Origin of the sequence: Companilactobacillus insicii, from assembly GCF_003946015.1 — a bacterium.
GTDB lineage: Bacteria > Bacillota > Bacilli > Lactobacillales > Lactobacillaceae > Companilactobacillus > Companilactobacillus insicii.
This window is the reverse complement of sequence record NZ_RHNU01000006.1, coordinates 1-18,151: the sequence shown is the minus strand read 5'-3', so window position 1 is coordinate 18,151 and position 18,151 is coordinate 1. Positions and strand designations below refer to the sequence as shown.

The following is an 18,151-nucleotide window of genomic DNA, read 5'->3' as shown; positions in this document are numbered from 1 at the left end:
AATTACTCCTTAATTTCATATCCGTAATAGTTGAGGAATAGTTCGCAATACATCATATTCGCCCATGAGAACCACTCACGAGTATAATTATTTGGATCATCCACATCGAAGCCTTCGTGCATCATATCAGTTCCGGCAGTTGTATCGACCATATTCTGTAATAACCTAGCCTTTTCTTCTTGACTAGATTGGGTTAACCCTTGAACAGACATTGCAATATGCCAAATATAATTAGCTGGAGTATGCGGACTACCTAACCCTTGTCCATATTTACCAGCATAAAAATAAGGATTCTCTGAACTAAGAATTGTCTTCCGTGTATTTATATACGTGGGGTCATCCATTGATACATAATGCAAATACGGAGCACTTAGAAGATTTGGAACATTACCATCGTCCATAATAAGATGATGTCCCAAACCATCTGTCTCATATGAATAAATTTTTTCACCAGCAGCATTAATCGTCGTTCCGAATGCTTCAATACCAGCTCTTACTTCTCGTTGAATATTCGCTGCTTTATTACAAATTTCTTCATTTGGTATGATCTCAGTAAATATTTCTTGAATATAATCAAGCACTAACACCGCAAACATATTCGCTGGAACTAAATATCCATATACACAGGCGTCATCACTCGGTCTAAATGCTGACCAGATCATTCCCGTATATCCAACATCACTACCTTTCCCGTCATTTACCAAAGTATCTTCTGGACGATCATAGGTTCTTTCAAAACGGTAATCAGAGGAATTATGATGCTGCTCTGTCTCAAAAACTTTTAACATTTTTTTTATTCCACTGACAAATTGTCCATCAAATTGATCTTTTCTTCCGGTATTCTTATACAATAGATATGACAACTGAACTGGAAAGCACAATGAATCTATTTCAAATTTGCGTTCCCAAATCCAAGGTGTCATCTCAGTCAAATCTCTTTGATGACCGGCACCATTGGCCTCAGCATTAAAGGCATTTGCGTATGGATCTAAATTCATATTAAAAAATTGTCTCTTCACTACTTCATATATCAAGTTAGATACTTCAGGGATTTGTTGCGCCATAACTAAGTAAGGTCGTACCTGACAAGTGGAATCACGTTGCCACATAGCAGGAATATCACCAGTTAGAACAAAAGTACCGTTTTCAGGCATTTCTTTTATAGCCGTTTCCCAAGTATTAGTGTAAGTAACCTCAAAAACTTTGGACCAATCCGGTGTCTTAGAGGCTTTCGATGATACCTCTTCCATAAAATCCTTAATTGGTTGTGTTAATTTCATTATTCTCCTCCATAAGTTGATATATCATATTCAAGTGAAAGTATAATGCAAGCGGTAACAAATTACTAGTTGTTTTTTAATTATTTTATGTTATATTCAGTAAAGTAAAGGACGGATAGCCATGCAACCTAAGTATAAAATGATATACCAATCTCTAAAAAAAGATATTCTTTCTCAAAAATATCCTATAGGATCGACACTTCCTAGTGAATTATCATTAGCCAGTAAATATGAAGTTAGTCGTATAACAACTAAACGTGCTCTAAACGAATTGGAACAAGATAAGTTAGTTGCCCGTAAACAAGGTAAAGGAACAATTGTCATCCAAAACTCTGTTTCTGAAGATATTCATGTCAAAGAAATACTACTAGTCATTCCATTTTCTAATAATTACGAATTTGGTGACTATATGAGCGGTGTGCTCGCAGCGATAAATAATACAAATGAATATCATTTGAAAACTATTAGTAATCAAGAATTCAAAAAATACTACCCCGAAAACTTAACAAACGTGGCTGGTATTCTTTACTACGTCAATCATGTTAGCGAAGATATTAGTATTTTAAGCTCACTATATTTGAAACAAATACCAGTCGTTTTATTAGATAAAAAAATTCTAAATTTCCCATTGCCATGCGTAATGCCAGATAATCTAACCGGTGGACAATTAGCTACTGAGGCTGTCACAAAAGGTAGTACGAAACCTTGTTTCATTGCTAACTCATCACTATCAGAAATATCTGTTCGCTCTCGCTATTTAGGATTTTTAAATACACTAAAAAAGCAAAATATTCATACTGATATTCCACTAATTACATTGAACAAAAAAAGTGATCTTAAACTTATTTCTGACAATATCGTACAAGGCAAAATCAACGGGATAGTTGCTGAAAATGACGTTGTCGCAATTAACATTATCAATTATCTTCACGAACAAAAAATCGAAATTCCCGAAAGAATATCAATAGTAGGATTCGATAATATCCAAGCGGCATCACTTAGCTATCCTAGTCTGACTACAATAAATCAAGACTTCAATTTAATAGGTCAAAAAGCAACTGAAATATTGTTAAACGAGATTGCTGATCCTGACTTTGTTGTACCCGACACAATAACTATTCCTGTTAAATTAATAAGTCGACAATCTACAAAATAAGGAGTTCTGAAATGAACATCGAAAATATCGACACCCGACACGGTACTAACAATAATTCAAATTTCTCACATGGGAATACTTTACCTTACACAGGAGTTCCCTTTGGGATGAATTATTTTTGTGCACAAACAACCGATGAAGATACTTCTTGGTTCTTTTCTCCAATCGATCACAACTACTGCGGCATTAGATTGACTCACCAACCTAGTCCCTGGATTGGTGACTTTCAACAACTTAGCTTCATCGCTACAAGTGGATTAAATGACATTGAGGATTTGAATTATATTAGTGGGTCTTATAATCCTGATGAAGCAATCTTCCAACCTAATTATTTAAAAATATTTGACCAGCGTTATAACGTCACATCGGAATTAGTGCCTCACACATATGGTGCCACCGTTAACTATCGTTACGAAAACATGAATAATAGTTTACTGATCAAAATTCCTGGCGATAGTAATCTCGAAGTAACAAACAATCGCATCACACTGCGGGTTCAAAATTACCATTCAGACTTTAGCAAGCATTTTATTGAATATGTTTGCTTCGAATTTTCATCAAATATCTTAGAAACAAAGCATATAGATAACAATAACGGTAAAACTGTACTGATCAAATTCGGTAATATTGGCGAACTGAACGTTAGACTGGCAGCTTCATTCATAAGTGCTGAACAAGTGATATTAAATCTTTCTCGAATAAATTCCGATCTAACAGTCTCAAAAAACATTGCCAAATTAGAATGGCAGCGTTTCTTCGATTTAGTAGATATTAGCGATAAAAATAGTAAAAAAATTTCTACTTTTTATCATAATTTATATCGAGTATTCTTATTCCCTCAAAAGTGCTATGAACTGGACCATAACGACGAACCTATTCATTATGATATTTACAATAATGATGTTAAAACCGGTTATTTATATATGAATAATGGATTCTGGGATACTAGTAAAACTATTTATCCTTTGTTTTCAATACTTATCCCTAACGAAATGAAGCAAATGCTAGATGGTTTTTACAATAGTTACCTAGAGAGTGGCTTTTTGCCAAAATGGCTTGCTCCAGACGAACGAGGCATGATGCCGGGTACACTAATAGACGCTGTGATTGCTGACGCTGCCACAAAGGGATTGATTGAAAGAAATAAACTAAAATTATTCCTAAAAGCAATGATTGACAGTTCTACTAAACAGACAAAAAATGATAAATTCGGTAGACAAGGTACAAATGACTATGACCGTTATGGATATTTACCGGCAGATAAGTATTCTGAAAGTGTGAACAATACGCTCGATTACGCTTATAGTGACTTCTGTATCAGTCAAGTTGCGAAAATTCTAAACGAAAGGGATATTTATCAAAAATATTTTAAATCATCACAAAATTATAAAAACTTATTTGATAAAAATACTGGATTAATGCGGGCAAAACTATCAAATGGCAAATTTAAAGAACCGTTTGATGCACTCAGCTGGGGAACAGATTACACGGAAGGTAGTGCCTGGCAAAATAGTTTTTCCGTTTTTCATGACATTGATGGGCTGAAAAATCTATACTCTGAAAAGTATGGTTTCAGAAATACATTAATAAAGTTATGTAATCAAAAACCACTATTTCATGTAGGTGGATATGGGATGGAAATTCACGAAATGACTGAAATGGCCCAACTAAATTTTGGTCAATTGGCATTGTCCAACCAACCTAGCTTCCACATACCATACTTGTTCATGTACACTGACAAGCCTGAATATACTCCTATATTGGTCAATCAATTGATGAACAAGTTCAATGATGGTATCAATGGCTATCCTGGAGACGAGGACAATGGCTCAATGTCTGCATGGTACATCTTCTCTTCATTAGGTTTTTATCCTGTTTGTCCTGGAAGTAACCAATATATACTGGGAAAACCTCAATTTGATCAAATAACCATTAAATTACCTCATGATTTAAAAACAACTATTGTGGTTAAGGACAACCTTCCACAAAATCAATTTAATCAATTAGAATCTGTCAACGGTGAAAAAGTTTCTAAAAACTATCTTACTCACGAACAAATAATTGCTGGTGGAACAATTATTAGTCGCGCTATACTTCTACCAAATTAATGCACAAAGAGGTTGTAACATAACTATAAAATTCATTAAATTTGCAGCGTAAACGCGCGGTAAAACACAACTTCTTCCGTTTAACTACGAATACCCCCGCATTTACTTACGTAAATACGGGGGTATTCTAGGTTATACTCAGAAGTTAAACGTGTTTTTCCACGCTCTGTTTTGTATTAAATGTTTGATAAAAATCAACAGCCGCACCACGTAGATTAGCTCCATCCGTAAATTTACAGGTAACTAACTTAGGTTTGATAGACGCTATTGTAATTTCATCTCTAATATTCTCTATCTCTTCTTCAATCGCTGGTATCAAATCTGGATTATTCGACACTGCTCCCCCAATTACTACTAATTCTGGATCAAAACTATACTGTAAGTTAAAAATTCCTCTAGCTAACGCTTGATACATAGTTCTTACTTCTTGTTCTGCATCAATATTCCCAGACTTAGCAAGCTCAAATATCTCTTTTCCTGAATAACTTGTGCCATGAGAAGCGTTATATCTAGACGCAGCATTAACAGCCGTTCCTAATTTACTCAAAGTCTTATAGTCTTCTACCAACATAAATCCAAACTCACCGCCGAAAAGGTGTGCACCATGCCAAATCTGGTGATTAACGATTACTGATCCACCAACACCAGTTCCTAAAATCAAAAATATCAGACTATCAGCATGCTTACCTGCCCCTGCTTCCAATTCTGCTAAAGCAGCACAGTTAGCATCATTCTCCATACTCACTGGAAGACCAAACCTCTTAGTTAAAGAACTAAGAATATCAAAATCATGTAAATACGTTACTGCTGATGTCCCCTCAACGACGCCTGTAGCCTTATTAACAGCTCCAGGTGAACTGATGCCTACACCAACTATTCCAGTTTCTCTCTTCATTTTATTAACCATATTGGTAAGAATCTGATAAAATTCTTCCAGATTATCCGGTGTACTTACCGCTGGTAGTTTCTCTAATTCGTTGTTTCGCCAAATGGCAAATTTGATGGATGTACCACCAATATCGATCAAGCCCAAATTGTTCATTTAACTATCCTCATTATTAATTAGACATTTCGTGAATCTTTTGACGGAATTCCTTTGGAGATAAACCAGATATCTTCCTAAAATTCTTAAAGAAATATCCAGTATTAACGTAACCAACTTCTAATGCAATATCTGCAATACCCATGCGACTATTGCCTAATAGATCCTTTGCCTTGCTAATACGGTAATGATTGAGGTAACTAGCAAAGCTCTCACCAATTTCTTTCTTAAAAAGTTGTCCTAAGTAATTGGTATTTAATTGTAATCGCTCAGAAATCAACGATAAGTTAATATCGTCTTTGTATTCACGATTAACTATTTCAATCGTCTTTTGAACATTCAAAGACAGGAATTCACTATTATCTCGAATATCTATCAATTCATCGATCATTGACACTAATAAATCTTCCAATTTTTTCCAGCTGGATGCTTTATTAATTCTGACCACTATGTCCTGATATTCGTCATCTGACAAGTCCATTTTTTTATGAATTTCTAAGAAGATCAAAAAGGCCATCTGCCTAGCATAACTAGGATTTATCGCATTCTTAGAAAACTCTGAAAAAATCTTCCTCAAAATTTCAATTGATGATTCATAATCATTTTCATTAAGCGCACTGCGAATCTCTGACAATGTAAACTTCGGTACAGTTGCCTGATTTAACCAATCCATTCTGGTTTGATTACTCAAGAAATTATCTTTACGCGTATAAAACTTATAAAGTGATCCTAATTTCTTAGATTGCTCAAAGCTTTCAGTTAAGCTGGTCCAATCATTTACCCTCGATCCAACGGTAATGTAAGACTCGCCGGTAATATATTGCAGATTTTCCAATGAACGCATAAATTTGATCAAACTACCATTATTGCCAATAAAAGCGATAAATAATGTATCCTCATCTGTATACAACAACGGCTGATTCTGTTTATGACAAAATTCTAATATCTTATCAAAATTATTCAGACGATTACAAGCGATAACGGTAATTCCGGATTCGATAATATCATTGGATATTCCATAATTATCCAGGAACTCACTCTTTTCCGAATCGTTCAACCTGTTCAATAATAACTGCTGCATAGTTATATTTTGAATTTTAGACAACTTACTTTTTAAAATACTGTCAGCATCCAATTTGGATTTAATCCTAGTCAAAACATCCTTCAACTTATTAGAATCAATTGGTTTGAGCAAATAATCAACTGCACCCATCTGCAAACCACGTTGAACGTATTCGAAATCTTGATAGCCTGATAAAATAACGAACTCAAAAGGAATGTCTTTTTGTTTAGCAGCTTCAATCATCTCAAGTCCTGTCATAGTTGGCATGTTCACATCTGCAACCACTAAATCAATCGATGAATTCTCCAAATATTCCAACGCTTTGACCGTACTCTTACAAGTTACACTGACTTCAAAGCCGAATTCTGACCAATCAATTATTCTCTCTAAACCTTTCAAAATCATATACTCATCATCGACTAGCATTACTGAGTACATACGATCACCTCAATTTGAACGACATTTGTATTGTGATTCCGTGATACTTGTTACGATAAATATTTAAATCAAAATTTCCATTGAATCGGAGCTGCATACGTGCCTGTATATTAGCTATCCCAACAGATTTAGAATTTTTAATAAGTGCATCAATATCTGAATCCAAATGTGTCTTCAATTGTTCCAATTCTTTTTCAGACATCCCTTTACCATTGTCTTCAACTTTTATCACACAATTATCTCCTTCTTCAAAGGCAGAGACATGAATTGCATTGTCAATCTTAGTCAAATCCAAACCGTATTTAAAATAATTCTCCACTAACGGTTGAATAATGAATTTGGGAACCACTACTTTTCTCACTTCATTAGTAATCGAATACTGATATGAAACTTGATCCGGATATCTCATTTGATATAAATAACTATACTTTTCAGCAAAATCAAATTCCTGTTCCAGTGGGACATTAGTTTCTTGACTAATGTTATTACGCATCAAACTACCAAAGTTAAAGACCACTTCCGCCAGCTCATCTTTGCCCTCATTCAGAGCGTACATGCGAATGTACTCTAATGTGTTATACAAAAAATGTGGGTTTATTTGTGACTGTAAAGCGTTCAAATTAGCGTCTTTTTGAGCTAACTTTAATTGATAAATTTGTAAAACATACTTGTCAATTGCATCCAGCATCGTATTAATACCTTCAGCTAAGGTTCGAATCTCACCAGCTTGCCTAGGAACGTGTAACCTAGCATCGATTTCACCATTAGATATAGCGGTCATTGAATCAGTCATCCACAATAATTCTTGATTATAGTATTTGAACACCCAACGAAAGCTCCATTTGAGGAATAACTCAATTGCTATTGCCAGAACTATAATCATTGACGACCAAATAAACATTTTTAAATAAACATCCCGCTTAGGAATCAAAGTATAAATATACCTATTCCCCGTCATATTAAGGCCTTTAATAAAATAGTTTTGCCTAAGATCCTTGGAAATAAATTGGTAATTTTGACCGATCCAAGCGTTCTTCAATTTCCTAGATCTCATTCTATTATCAAGATTATATCCATATTGGATTTGGCCAGTATCTGACAAAACTAAAAATTGCAATCCCTTGCTAAAACTCAATCTATCAAAACGTTGTGTAATTCTTTGCGGTGAAAAATTAACTAATACAGAACCAAAATTAGTCAAAGATGTTTTATCAACTAGCGGTGCTGTATAGTACAATCCTTCAGCTCGAACGTTATTTGCTTTGATTCTCTCTCCACCAATATTATCTGGCGTAATAACCATGCTATCCTTAGAACTATTCTCATTAAGTGTTACTTTCCTCAAGCTACTATTTTGATCAAAGAAATCATACATAACAGTCGGTAGATAATAAAAGGTTTGACCAGAAAAATCATCTTGGCTCTTATTCAAATAATCTTCAGAATTCAACGAGAAGAAATCACGATAATTGCGAACACGACTAGGATCATCAGACAAATCTCTAGCAAACTTGTTAACCTCTGCTTGCTGGTCAGACATAATATCCGCGGAATTATACAAGCCAATTAACAACGATTGATTGGACTGAAATTTAATATTGGACACAGCAACTCCTAAAAGAATCAGTGATACAACAGTGACCGTTGCCATTAATATTCGAGTATAAACATACATTATTCGATGCAAGTTATATTGGTGTTTAAAAAACCTTTTAACAAATTTTTTCATCATTTATAAACTTCATCTACATGTTTGATCCAGTTCTTTCCAATCGCATGCGTAATTAAGATCATGGCACTAATGCTAGCAAACAAAATCAAGCCTTTGTAGCGATAAGTTACACCGATTATGACAATTAAGCCGATAATTTCTTTCACATTATCAAAAAAATTATAAAAGAAATGGGCGAATGCCAGTTTTAAAGAATTAAGATAATCTATCTCAAAGCCACTTTGAATGTTCATTACGTACCAAAACAAACAAATCGACAATAACAGCATCGCAATAATCACAAAATCACTTATGATAAAAATCGGTCCTTGCAGTTGCACTGACATATAGAGGCTATAGGACAAAAATAATTCCTTTGCTGCAAAAGTCCAAAAAATCGTATTGCCCTTTTTAAAATTGCCCTTGAAACTAGACCACGCTGACTTAAATGTTATCTCACGGTAATCAAATCCGTGAGTATAATACAATTCACTAACTGTTAAAATTCCGGGGCCAACACCCGCAACTATTCCGCCAGCAAACGCTAAGACCCAAAAAATCAAATTCAATTTGATTATCGTATATATCCTTATAAAGAGCACTTGAATGGATTTCGAAACCATGAGAATTCCCCTTAATCATATTTACACTGTTTAGTATACATATTTAATTTCTATCTCAAAGCAAAAAGAGATTGTGAAATAACCACAATCTCTAATCGATCTCTACTTGTTATCTTTTAAGAAAGCATCATATTGCTTTTGCATTTCTTTTTGAACTTTATCAAATCCGGCATCTTTTAATTCTTTGTCCATCTTAGGGATTACTTTGTCTGGATCAGATGTACCTGTGTTAAGGCCAGAGATATACTTGTTCATTACATTAGAGATATTTGTTAATTCTGTTTTTACTTTATCTGTCTTAAATTGGAAACCTAAAATTGGTGAATCAATCGCATCTTTAGTATCACTAACACGTGTTTCGATCATTTCATCAGTTACATTTTCAGTTGGTGTAATTACACTGTTATCACCAGTATTCCAAGCAGATACGTGATATTTTTCTTTGTAACCTTTTAGTAATTTAACACGTTTCTTGTCATCAACATACTTGTAAGCTTCGCCTTCTGGACCATAAACTAAACCGTTCAAAATTTCAGGACTAGTATTGATCTCTTCAAGTACCTTTACTGCAAGTTCTTTATGCTTAGATGAACTACTTACAACAAAACTACACATTTGTGCCTGAGCAGCTGATTTGATAGCTGGTGTTACGGCTTTTGATACCAATGGTTGTCCGGCTGTAATAGTTAATAAATTGTCACCGTAATCAAAAGGTCCTTGAGTTTCTTGACGAGCAAACCATGTATTACCACTAATTGGATAATCAGTGACACTGGTTGCAGCATCTTTGGCAATATAACCTTCTTGATAGTACTTATGAAGTGTTCTTAGAATACCCTTCATCTTCTCTGAATCATATTGATTAACGATTTTGTCTCTACCATCTACTACATCAACCGCAAATGGATAAACGTCTGTCAATGGGTAATCAAAGTCTGAAGCAGCTCTGAATGTTTGTCCCATTGAGAAAGTTTGAACTTTAGGGTTTTCTTTGTGGAATTTAGCAAATACAGCTTCTAAATCATCGTATGACTTAATATCATCAATGCTTAAATTGTACTTATCTAAATACTTCTTATTGAAAGTAATTACTTGTTTGGCATAAACATTACCATTAACAGGGAATGCATATAATTTACCATCAACCTTGTTACCTTTAATATAAGCTGGATCTAAATTCTTATAAGCTTTTGGAGCGTATTTTGGAAGCATCTCTGTTAAATCAGTATATGCACCCTTTTGAGCATTGACCGCATAATTATCAGCTTTAGCTATATCGTAATTTTCACCTGATGAAACAATTACGGGCATCTTCTTAGCATAATCACCCCAACCGATATATTGAATCTTAAGCTTAGCGTGTACTTTCTTCTCAAGAACCTTATTAGTATTAGCAATCAAAGTGTCATAATTCTTTGGTTTATCACCAATTTGATACATTAAAAGTGTCGGTGTATCACCATCGCCAGATGAACTCTTCTTATTTCCACATGCTACAGCAACAACACTTACAGATAGTAAAAGCACTAATCCGAATAAATACTTAACCCATTTCTTCATCGAATGGTCCCCCTATTATTTTTGTAAAAATTCATCATATTGTTTTTGCATTTCTTTAAGAACTTTATCGTATCCAGCACTCTTCAATTCCTTATCCAACTTAGGAACTGTCTTATCAGGATCAACTGTACCAGTATTAAGATCAGCAATATATTTGTTCATAACAGCTGAAACATTAGTGATTTCAGTCTTTACACTTGAAGAATCAAATTGGAATCCTAGAGCTGGTGATTGAACAGCATTCTTTGTATCTTCTTTCTTTTGTTCAATCATTTCATCTGTTACATCTTTTGTATTATAAACAATATCAGCATTACCTGTGTTCCAAGCAGCCATGTGGTAACCATCTTTGTAACCCTTTAATAATTCAATTCGATCGTTATCAACTTTCTTCCAGGCTTCACCTTCAACACCATATACCAAACCGTTCAATAATTCAGGGTTACTATTGATTTCGCCCAAAATCTTCAATGAAGTAATCTTATGTTTAGATGCGTTATTAATAACAAAGTCACACATTTGAGCTTGAGTATTAGTCTTAGCTGGGGTAGTAATTGATCTAGAAACCATTTCCTTACCCGCTGCTTCTGACAGTGCTTGGTTACCAATTCCTAATGAACCTTGTGTTTCTTGTCTAACTAGCCAATTATCTGTTGTCAAAGGATAACCGGTCTTATTTGTTGCAGCATCTTTATCGATATAGCCCTTCTTGTAGAAGCTGCGAATAACACGCATATCTTCCTTCATTTTTTCACTGTCATAAGGATTAATGATTGTTTTACCATCAGCACCTTCACTGTAATCAACAGCAAATGGTAATTCAGAACTTAAAATATAATCGAAGTTCTCGGCAATTCTGAACATATTTCCTGTTGCTAAAGCTACTTTCTTAGGGTTATCTTCTTTGAATTTGGCTAGGAAAGGTTCTAGATCCTTGTATGAATTTACATCATCTGAATTCATATCTAATTTATCCAAGTATTTCTTATTAAAACTAAGTGTTTGTTGAGCAAAAACATTACCATTAACTGGGAAAGCATAGAGCTTGCCATTAACTTTATTACCCTTAATATAAGCTTCATCTAAATCCTTATATGCTGATGAAGCATACTTTGGCAACAACTTAGTTAAATCAGCATATGCACCTTTTTGAGCATTAACCACATAGTTATCAGCCTTAGCAATATCATAGTTTTCACCTGATGAAACAATAACCGCCATCTTTTGAGCATAGTCACCCCAACCAATGTATTGAATCTTTAGTTTGGCGTTTACTTTTTTCTCAAGAATCTTATTGGCATTAGCCATCAAAGTATCATAGTTCTTTGGTTTATCACCAATTTGATACATCAATATTGTTGGAACTGAATCCTTGCTGGATTCTTTTTTACTGCTACATCCACTAAGTCCTATAACAGCTATTAGGACTAATATAGAACTCAATAAATACTTTACAGATTTCCTCATAATTACCACCTATTCCCTTGATATTTAACTATTCTTGACGCACCATTCTTTTCCATATATTACTGGCATACACTTAATTAACGCTTCAAAAACTTCATTTTCAGTTTGAGCATCAGGCTTATCACACCAAACGTTCAACGACTGTCCCAATACCTGATTCATCCCTGCCTGATCAACGTATTGATATTCTGGAAATTCATTTATTTGCCACCTAGCTATCTTCTGAGGTGAAGGATACTTGTATGATGCCGCCTCACCCAGAACGTGGTAGAAATAACCGTCGTTATAATTTACTATTTGATATCCTTCGTCAATAAACTTTTGAACTGGAGCCATATTTTGGTTCCATTTAGTCCAATAAGTTATTTCAAAATCAGGACTTAATTTAGTGTTCTTACATTCATACTCTCTTCTAAATAATCCATCATTCCACACTCTGGGAATGAAACCATTTTGCTTAACAAATTCAGCAGTTTTATTCAAGTATCGTAGATACGTATCTATTCCACCTGCATCAGAACTAATTTCTTTTTTGGCATATTCAACCAGCTCTGAGTAGTCATCTATCTTGCTGAAGTCAACGAACTCATCTCCTCCGATATGAAAATATTTACTATCAGAGAAAAGTTCAAAATATTCTTTTAAAATACCTTGGAACCACTCAATTGCCTTTTCGTCAGCAATGTTCAATCCGTTGGAATTATTCAACTGATACTGAGGATACTTGGACAAAATCTGCTTTAAATGTCCCGGACTATCAAGTTCTGGTATAATCTGTATTCCAAATTTGTGAGCGTAAGCAATAATCTCTCTGATCTCTTTCTTAGTCAAAAATTGCTCAGAAACAACTTCAGGAACCTTCTCAGATTCAATCCGAAAACCCTCATTATCTGAAAAATGCAGTTGCAAAGTGTTCATTCTATTAATGAACATTTCCCCAATCAAATGCTTAAAAAAATCAACTGAAAAATATTTTCTACCACAGTCGACCATTATTGCTCTCTCATGTAAATCGGCTGAATATGATAAATCTAAATGCTTATATTCCGTATTCTTTAATTCGTACAACCCATACTTGATACCCGTCAAATTATTGGCCGTTATATTCAAGAACTTATCGTTATGATTAATTCGAAATTCATCATTCTCTTCACTATTTGGAGTTAGACACAAAGCTATATTAGAAAACTTGTTCAACTCAATATTGTAATGATCAACAACTGACTCTATCTCTTCAATCTCTATTGCACTAAGATTCGTACACTTAAACGACTTCATGATCTGCTCCTATTCTTTAACACCACCGATGGTAAGACCACGGACGAAGTATTTTTGGAAGAAAGGATATGTAGCGGCAATTGGTAATGTAGCAATAACAACCATCGCCATTCGTGTAGCTTCCTTAGGAATTGCTGCAAGACCGCCGGCATATTGCGCACCCGCACCAGAGTTTTGTGTCAACATTTCGATATTAGCTTGAATCTTCATCAACAAGTATTGAAGTGGAACTAACTTATCATCTGAAATGTAAAGTAAAGCATTGAACCAATCATTCCAGTAACCTAAAGCCGCAAACAAACTAATCGTTGCAATACCCGGAACAGCTAAAGGAATAACAATTTGTAAGAAGATTCTTAGTTCACTAGCACCATCAATACGTGCCGATTCAATGATGGATTCTGAAACCTGTCGTTTGAAGAAGGTCCTCATCACGATAATGTTAAACGGACTGACCGCCATAGGTAAGATCAAGGCCCAGAGCGTATCCTTCAAATTAAGCAAATTAGTTACAACAATATAGTTGGCAACCATACCTGGTGAAAATAGCATCGTGATTAAACAAAAGATTGTAAAGAACTTACGATACTTAAAAGATTTTCTAGAAATTGCATACGCATATGTAGAAGTAAACGTAGCATTAATGATCGTACCGAAGACTGTAACGATAACGGAGATCCAGAGTGATCTCATTAATTCTCCACCCATGGTTGCAAGATATTCATATCCCGCAAAGCTCCATTTTTTAGGCCACAATTGATAGCCATATTGTGACAAAGTATTCTCGTCAGTTAATGAAATAACTACTACGAAGAATAACGGCAAGATACAAGTAATAGCGAAAAGACCAATTATGATATTAAAGAACAAATCCGTCTTCTTACCAAAAGCACGTACTTGAACATCCTCAATAGCTTTCTTTTTCCTCATTTTTTTACCTCTTAGAATAGTGCTGAGTCGCTATCAACGCGACGTACAAGCATATTTGTAGAAACAAGTAAGATACAACCAACGACTGATTGGTATAAACTGGCAGCACTGGACATACCGATATCACCAGTAGCAGTCAATCCATTATAAATATACGTATCAAGAACTGATGTAACATTATAAAGAGCTCCTGAATTCTGTGGAACTGTATAGAACAAACCGAAGTCAGCACGGAAAATATTTCCGACTGCTAAGATGGTCATTAAAGTCATAAGTGGTAGCAATTGTGGTATTGTAATATTTTTAATCTGTTGCCACTTGCCAGCACCATCAACCATGGCAGCCTCATAGTATGTAGGATCAATTCCCATAACTGTAGCGAAGTACAGAATACTGTTGTACCCAATTCCTTTCCAAGTCCCTAACATTAATAAGAAAAATGGCCAATATTTTGGTTCCGCATACCAATTTATATCTGTATGTAACATTGAGTTAAGTAATCCTTTTTCAGGATTTAAGAATGCCATAACGAAGTAGGCGATAATAACCCAAGATAAGAAATAAGGTAGTAACATTGAAGTCTGATACGTCTTAACTAACTTCTTGTGTCTCAACTCACTCATAACAATGGCGAAGAAAACTGCAATAATTAGATTTAACGTAATGAAACCTAGATTATATAAAAGAGTATTCTTCGTAATCAACCAGGCTGCATTGGATGAGAATAGGAATTTGAAGTTTTGAAATCCTACCCACTTACTCTGTGCAAGACTGGCTAAGAATCCATCTGGTGAAAACTTAAAATCCTTAAACGCTACAACGTTGGCAAATACTGGGATGTAGAAGAAAAATACCATCCAAATAGCACCAGGCAACGCGAAGATAATGAATGGACCGTTATTTGAGAATTTTTGTCTGAATTTAGATCTTTTTTTTCGGCCAACTGAATTCTCTAGTCCACTCTTAGGTGTCACATCTTTCATTTTTATTCCTCCCTATGTGTAACCGCTTTCGAGATTTATTCTATCGTTTTTATAAACAACAAAATAAGTTACATATCCTTTTTTTGTACACAAATACTTGCTTGATATATCAACTAATGATTTTTAGACAAAAAAATAGTGCGGTCTCATAAATAAGACCACACTTTTATATGTATATATTTATATAATTACCAACATCTCATACCGTATCCACCCATTCCATGATACATACCAAATCCACCAATCATTGGTACCACTGTAATTGCCAGTACTGCTATAACCGTAATACCTAGAATAATTGGAATAAGTTTCTTGTTATTTCCTATACTGTTACTCTTGTTTGAGGCTAAATACCATACTAGACCAATAAGTAGAATTACTAATAAACTAGAAGAATACATCATTGTCCTCACCCCTTTTGAATCAATAATATCATGAACTACTTAACCTTACCATTTAACTGTTTAGTCAATTCTACTAAACTATATACCTTGTCATAATTAGGATTGTTTTTCTTCATATTTCTAATGTCCAAATTATTAACTACAAATTTACCAGTACTATTTTTAATCCAAAAGTTATAATTAGGATCATTTATAAAGTATGAATTTGATCCATTCAGGTTATACTTGGCCATTTCCTTTTTCAAAGCTTTATTTTTTTCAAATTTTTTTCTATTAGAGTTAATACCCATTATTACATGACTACCAATATTAGGTAATGGAAAACTAGTTTGTTTGTATAAAACTTCTGTATTCTTATTATTCAGCTGATCGTCAACACTAGACTCTACATCATGAGTAAAGGCAAAGCCCGTCGGAAAAGTTGTAGCAATGTACTGATTTTCCAACGCTTTACCGCCGTCTATTACCTTATCAACATGAATGGTTGCTTTAGTTTGAATTATAAAAGGCCGATGTTCCATCTTTTCATAATTAACGATGGTACCCTCAATAATATAATTATTCTTATCCTTAAAATCATGCCAAGTATTTGGAAAAAGCTCATCAAAATTAGTTTCACTTGGTAAATACTCTATTACGGCATCATCAGTTATTTTATTCCAGTACTTTTTATTAACTTTTACTTTATGTTTTAACGATGCATTTTCACCACTTATTACATGGCCGTCAGTATTATGACCACTACCGCAACTTACTAACATGGCAGATGCCAAAAGTATCACAAAAATTCCCCAGATTTTTTTCATTATTCCCCTACACAACCGTTATAACGGTGCCAATTGTTATTATACTTTAGATTTTTCAAATGGATATCACAATAATCGATTAGAAAAGGTATCCTGTCTCGCAGTATAACTATATCAGAATTACGCCTCAATTTGTTGTTCCTTCTTTTCCTATCATCCATGTAAGATATCAAGTCTCTTGATTCATTTATGTTAAAAATAATATTTGTATAAATAATATCTAAAACCGATTCATCGGAAATTTTTAAGTCATTTTTACGTCTATCGATCATTCTAATTGAATCGTTAGTACATTTAGTTTCATTTTGATAGCACGCTGTTAATGGTATAAAAGTTATCATCATTATTATCATTCCAGCAAATTTATTCATATCTATTCCTTTATATTGATTATTAAAATAATACCAGCGATTGCCTAAAATTTGCTATTCTAGTTTCATATATCACTCGATAAATAATTTATTAAAAGAATTTGAACTTTTCCCTTGCTATGAAACGGGTTCGATAGAATATGATAATTCATGTAGAGAAGTTAAGACATGTCGAAACACTTCATTGAATTTATAAAAAAATGCAAGGGAGATATTCATTATGTTCAAAATTTTTAGAAAAAATCATACAACTGCTAACGTCGAATTAAAGGATAACAACCAAATGAGTGCTCTAAAACTCGCTGCAAAGAAGACTGCCGAAGAGTTCAACGTAGACGAGCAAAACATTCAAAGTAGTATTTTTGCCAGTGCAGCTGCTGGCAATACTATCATTGAGGATCGTGCTGTATTCATGTTCACGACAAGCGATAAAAAGAGTCGTGCTCATACAATGACACTAACCTTTAAGGATCCAGTGGCATGGGGAAACGATAAAGCATCGATTGATTACTTGATTGTTGGTGTTTTCCCAGACGGTTCAGATCAAAATACTATCGATAGTTTAACTGAAAAAGTAACTGACATTATGCACGATAACTCTGCTCAATTAGACGACATCAAGTTTAATAACGGTGAATTAAACAAACTAAATCAATCATTTACTGACTGATTTTTCAAAACAGAGCGCAACAAGGCATGGTAAATTTTCGAGCATTAAGACCAATGGCTCCAGTAATCCGATTGTTATTTTTTATGTGATGTAACTAAATCAATAAACAAGTGCTATATTATTTGAAATTGAACGTAATCAAAAGGCTAGATATTTTTCTTGATTTATACCAAGAAAAAATATCGGCTCTATGTCAAATAGTATTGGTGAGACATCTTAGAGCAATTTCCACACTAGAAATGGTGTGGATTTTTTTATGCC

The 18,151-nt window shown here is 34.2% G+C and carries 15 protein-coding genes; 3 read left to right on the top strand and 12 right to left on the bottom strand.

Annotated features, from left to right (window positions below):
• Nucleotides 1-2 precede the first annotated feature (2 nt).
• The gene (locus EKM79_RS03080; protein WP_125565790.1) at nucleotides 3-1,280 is read right to left on the bottom strand and encodes a glycoside hydrolase family 125 protein; all 1,278 of its coding nucleotides are present in this window, start codon (nucleotides 1,278-1,280) and stop codon (nucleotides 3-5) included.
• Between the two features lie 121 nt (nucleotides 1,281-1,401).
• On the opposite strand from EKM79_RS03080, the gene EKM79_RS03075 reads away from it, so the two are divergent.
• Together EKM79_RS03075 and EKM79_RS03070 are read left to right on the top strand one after the other, a co-directional pair.
• Nucleotides 1,402-2,436, top strand: a complete 1,035-nt coding sequence (locus tag EKM79_RS03075; RefSeq protein ID WP_125565788.1) for a GntR family transcriptional regulator — start codon at nucleotides 1,402-1,404, stop codon at nucleotides 2,434-2,436.
• Nucleotides 2,437-2,447: 11 nt separating this feature from the next.
• Nucleotides 2,448-4,544, top strand: a complete 2,097-nt coding sequence (locus EKM79_RS03070) for a GH92 family glycosyl hydrolase (RefSeq protein ID WP_125565786.1) — start codon at nucleotides 2,448-2,450, stop codon at nucleotides 4,542-4,544.
• 145 nt (nucleotides 4,545-4,689) lie between these two features.
• Here the strand turns inward: EKM79_RS03070 and EKM79_RS03065 are convergent, their stop codons facing one another.
• From EKM79_RS03065 to EKM79_RS03015, 11 genes are all read right to left on the bottom strand, one after another.
• Nucleotides 4,690-5,586, bottom strand: a complete 897-nt coding sequence (locus EKM79_RS03065; protein ID WP_125565784.1) for an ROK family protein — start codon at nucleotides 5,584-5,586, stop codon at nucleotides 4,690-4,692.
• Nucleotides 5,587-5,602: 16 nt separating this feature from the next.
• Nucleotides 5,603-7,087: a response regulator transcription factor gene (locus tag EKM79_RS03060; RefSeq protein WP_125565782.1), complete on the bottom strand. Its 1,485-nt coding sequence runs from the start codon at nucleotides 7,085-7,087 to the stop codon at nucleotides 5,603-5,605.
• A 4-nt stretch (nucleotides 7,088-7,091) separates the two neighbouring features.
• Nucleotides 7,092-8,738: a sensor histidine kinase gene (locus EKM79_RS03055; RefSeq protein ID WP_164505986.1), complete on the bottom strand. Its 1,647-nt coding sequence runs from the start codon at nucleotides 8,736-8,738 to the stop codon at nucleotides 7,092-7,094.
• 77 nt (nucleotides 8,739-8,815) lie between these two features.
• The gene (locus tag EKM79_RS03050; protein WP_125565778.1) at nucleotides 8,816-9,421 is read right to left on the bottom strand and encodes a YesL family protein; all 606 of its coding nucleotides are present in this window, start codon (nucleotides 9,419-9,421) and stop codon (nucleotides 8,816-8,818) included.
• A 102-nt stretch (nucleotides 9,422-9,523) separates the two neighbouring features.
• Nucleotides 9,524-10,981 carry an ABC transporter substrate-binding protein gene (locus EKM79_RS03045; RefSeq protein ID WP_125565776.1) on the bottom strand — a complete coding sequence of 486 codons (1,458 nt, stop codon included), beginning with the start codon at nucleotides 10,979-10,981 and terminating at the stop codon, nucleotides 9,524-9,526.
• A gap of 15 nt (nucleotides 10,982-10,996) precedes the next feature.
• Nucleotides 10,997-12,448 carry an ABC transporter substrate-binding protein gene (locus tag EKM79_RS03040; RefSeq protein WP_125565774.1) on the bottom strand — a complete coding sequence of 484 codons (1,452 nt, stop codon included), beginning with the start codon at nucleotides 12,446-12,448 and terminating at the stop codon, nucleotides 10,997-10,999.
• A 24-nt stretch (nucleotides 12,449-12,472) separates the two neighbouring features.
• A complete protein-coding gene (locus EKM79_RS03035) occupies nucleotides 12,473-13,726 on the bottom strand; it encodes a family 20 glycosylhydrolase (protein ID WP_125565772.1) in 1,254 nt (417 codons plus the stop codon).
• A 9-nt stretch (nucleotides 13,727-13,735) separates the two neighbouring features.
• A complete protein-coding gene (locus tag EKM79_RS03030) occupies nucleotides 13,736-14,656 on the bottom strand; it encodes a carbohydrate ABC transporter permease (RefSeq protein ID WP_125565770.1) in 921 nt (306 codons plus the stop codon).
• Nucleotides 14,657-14,667: 11 nt separating this feature from the next.
• Entirely contained in the window at nucleotides 14,668-15,639 is a 972-nt protein-coding gene (locus EKM79_RS03025; RefSeq protein ID WP_125565768.1) for an ABC transporter permease, read from the bottom strand.
• Nucleotides 15,640-15,827: 188 nt separating this feature from the next.
• Nucleotides 15,828-16,043 (bottom strand): hypothetical protein, encoded by a 216-nt coding sequence (locus tag EKM79_RS03020; protein ID WP_125565766.1) that lies wholly within the window; start codon nucleotides 16,041-16,043, stop codon nucleotides 15,828-15,830.
• Nucleotides 16,044-16,078: 35 nt separating this feature from the next.
• Nucleotides 16,079-16,849, bottom strand: a complete 771-nt coding sequence (locus tag EKM79_RS03015) for a hypothetical protein (protein ID WP_125565764.1) — start codon at nucleotides 16,847-16,849, stop codon at nucleotides 16,079-16,081.
• A 591-nt stretch (nucleotides 16,850-17,440) separates the two neighbouring features.
• On the opposite strand from EKM79_RS03015, the gene EKM79_RS03010 reads away from it, so the two are divergent.
• A complete protein-coding gene (locus EKM79_RS03010; protein ID WP_125565762.1) occupies nucleotides 17,441-17,890 on the top strand; it encodes a PTS sugar transporter subunit IIA in 450 nt (149 codons plus the stop codon).
• The last annotated feature ends 261 nt before the right edge of the window (nucleotides 17,891-18,151 follow it).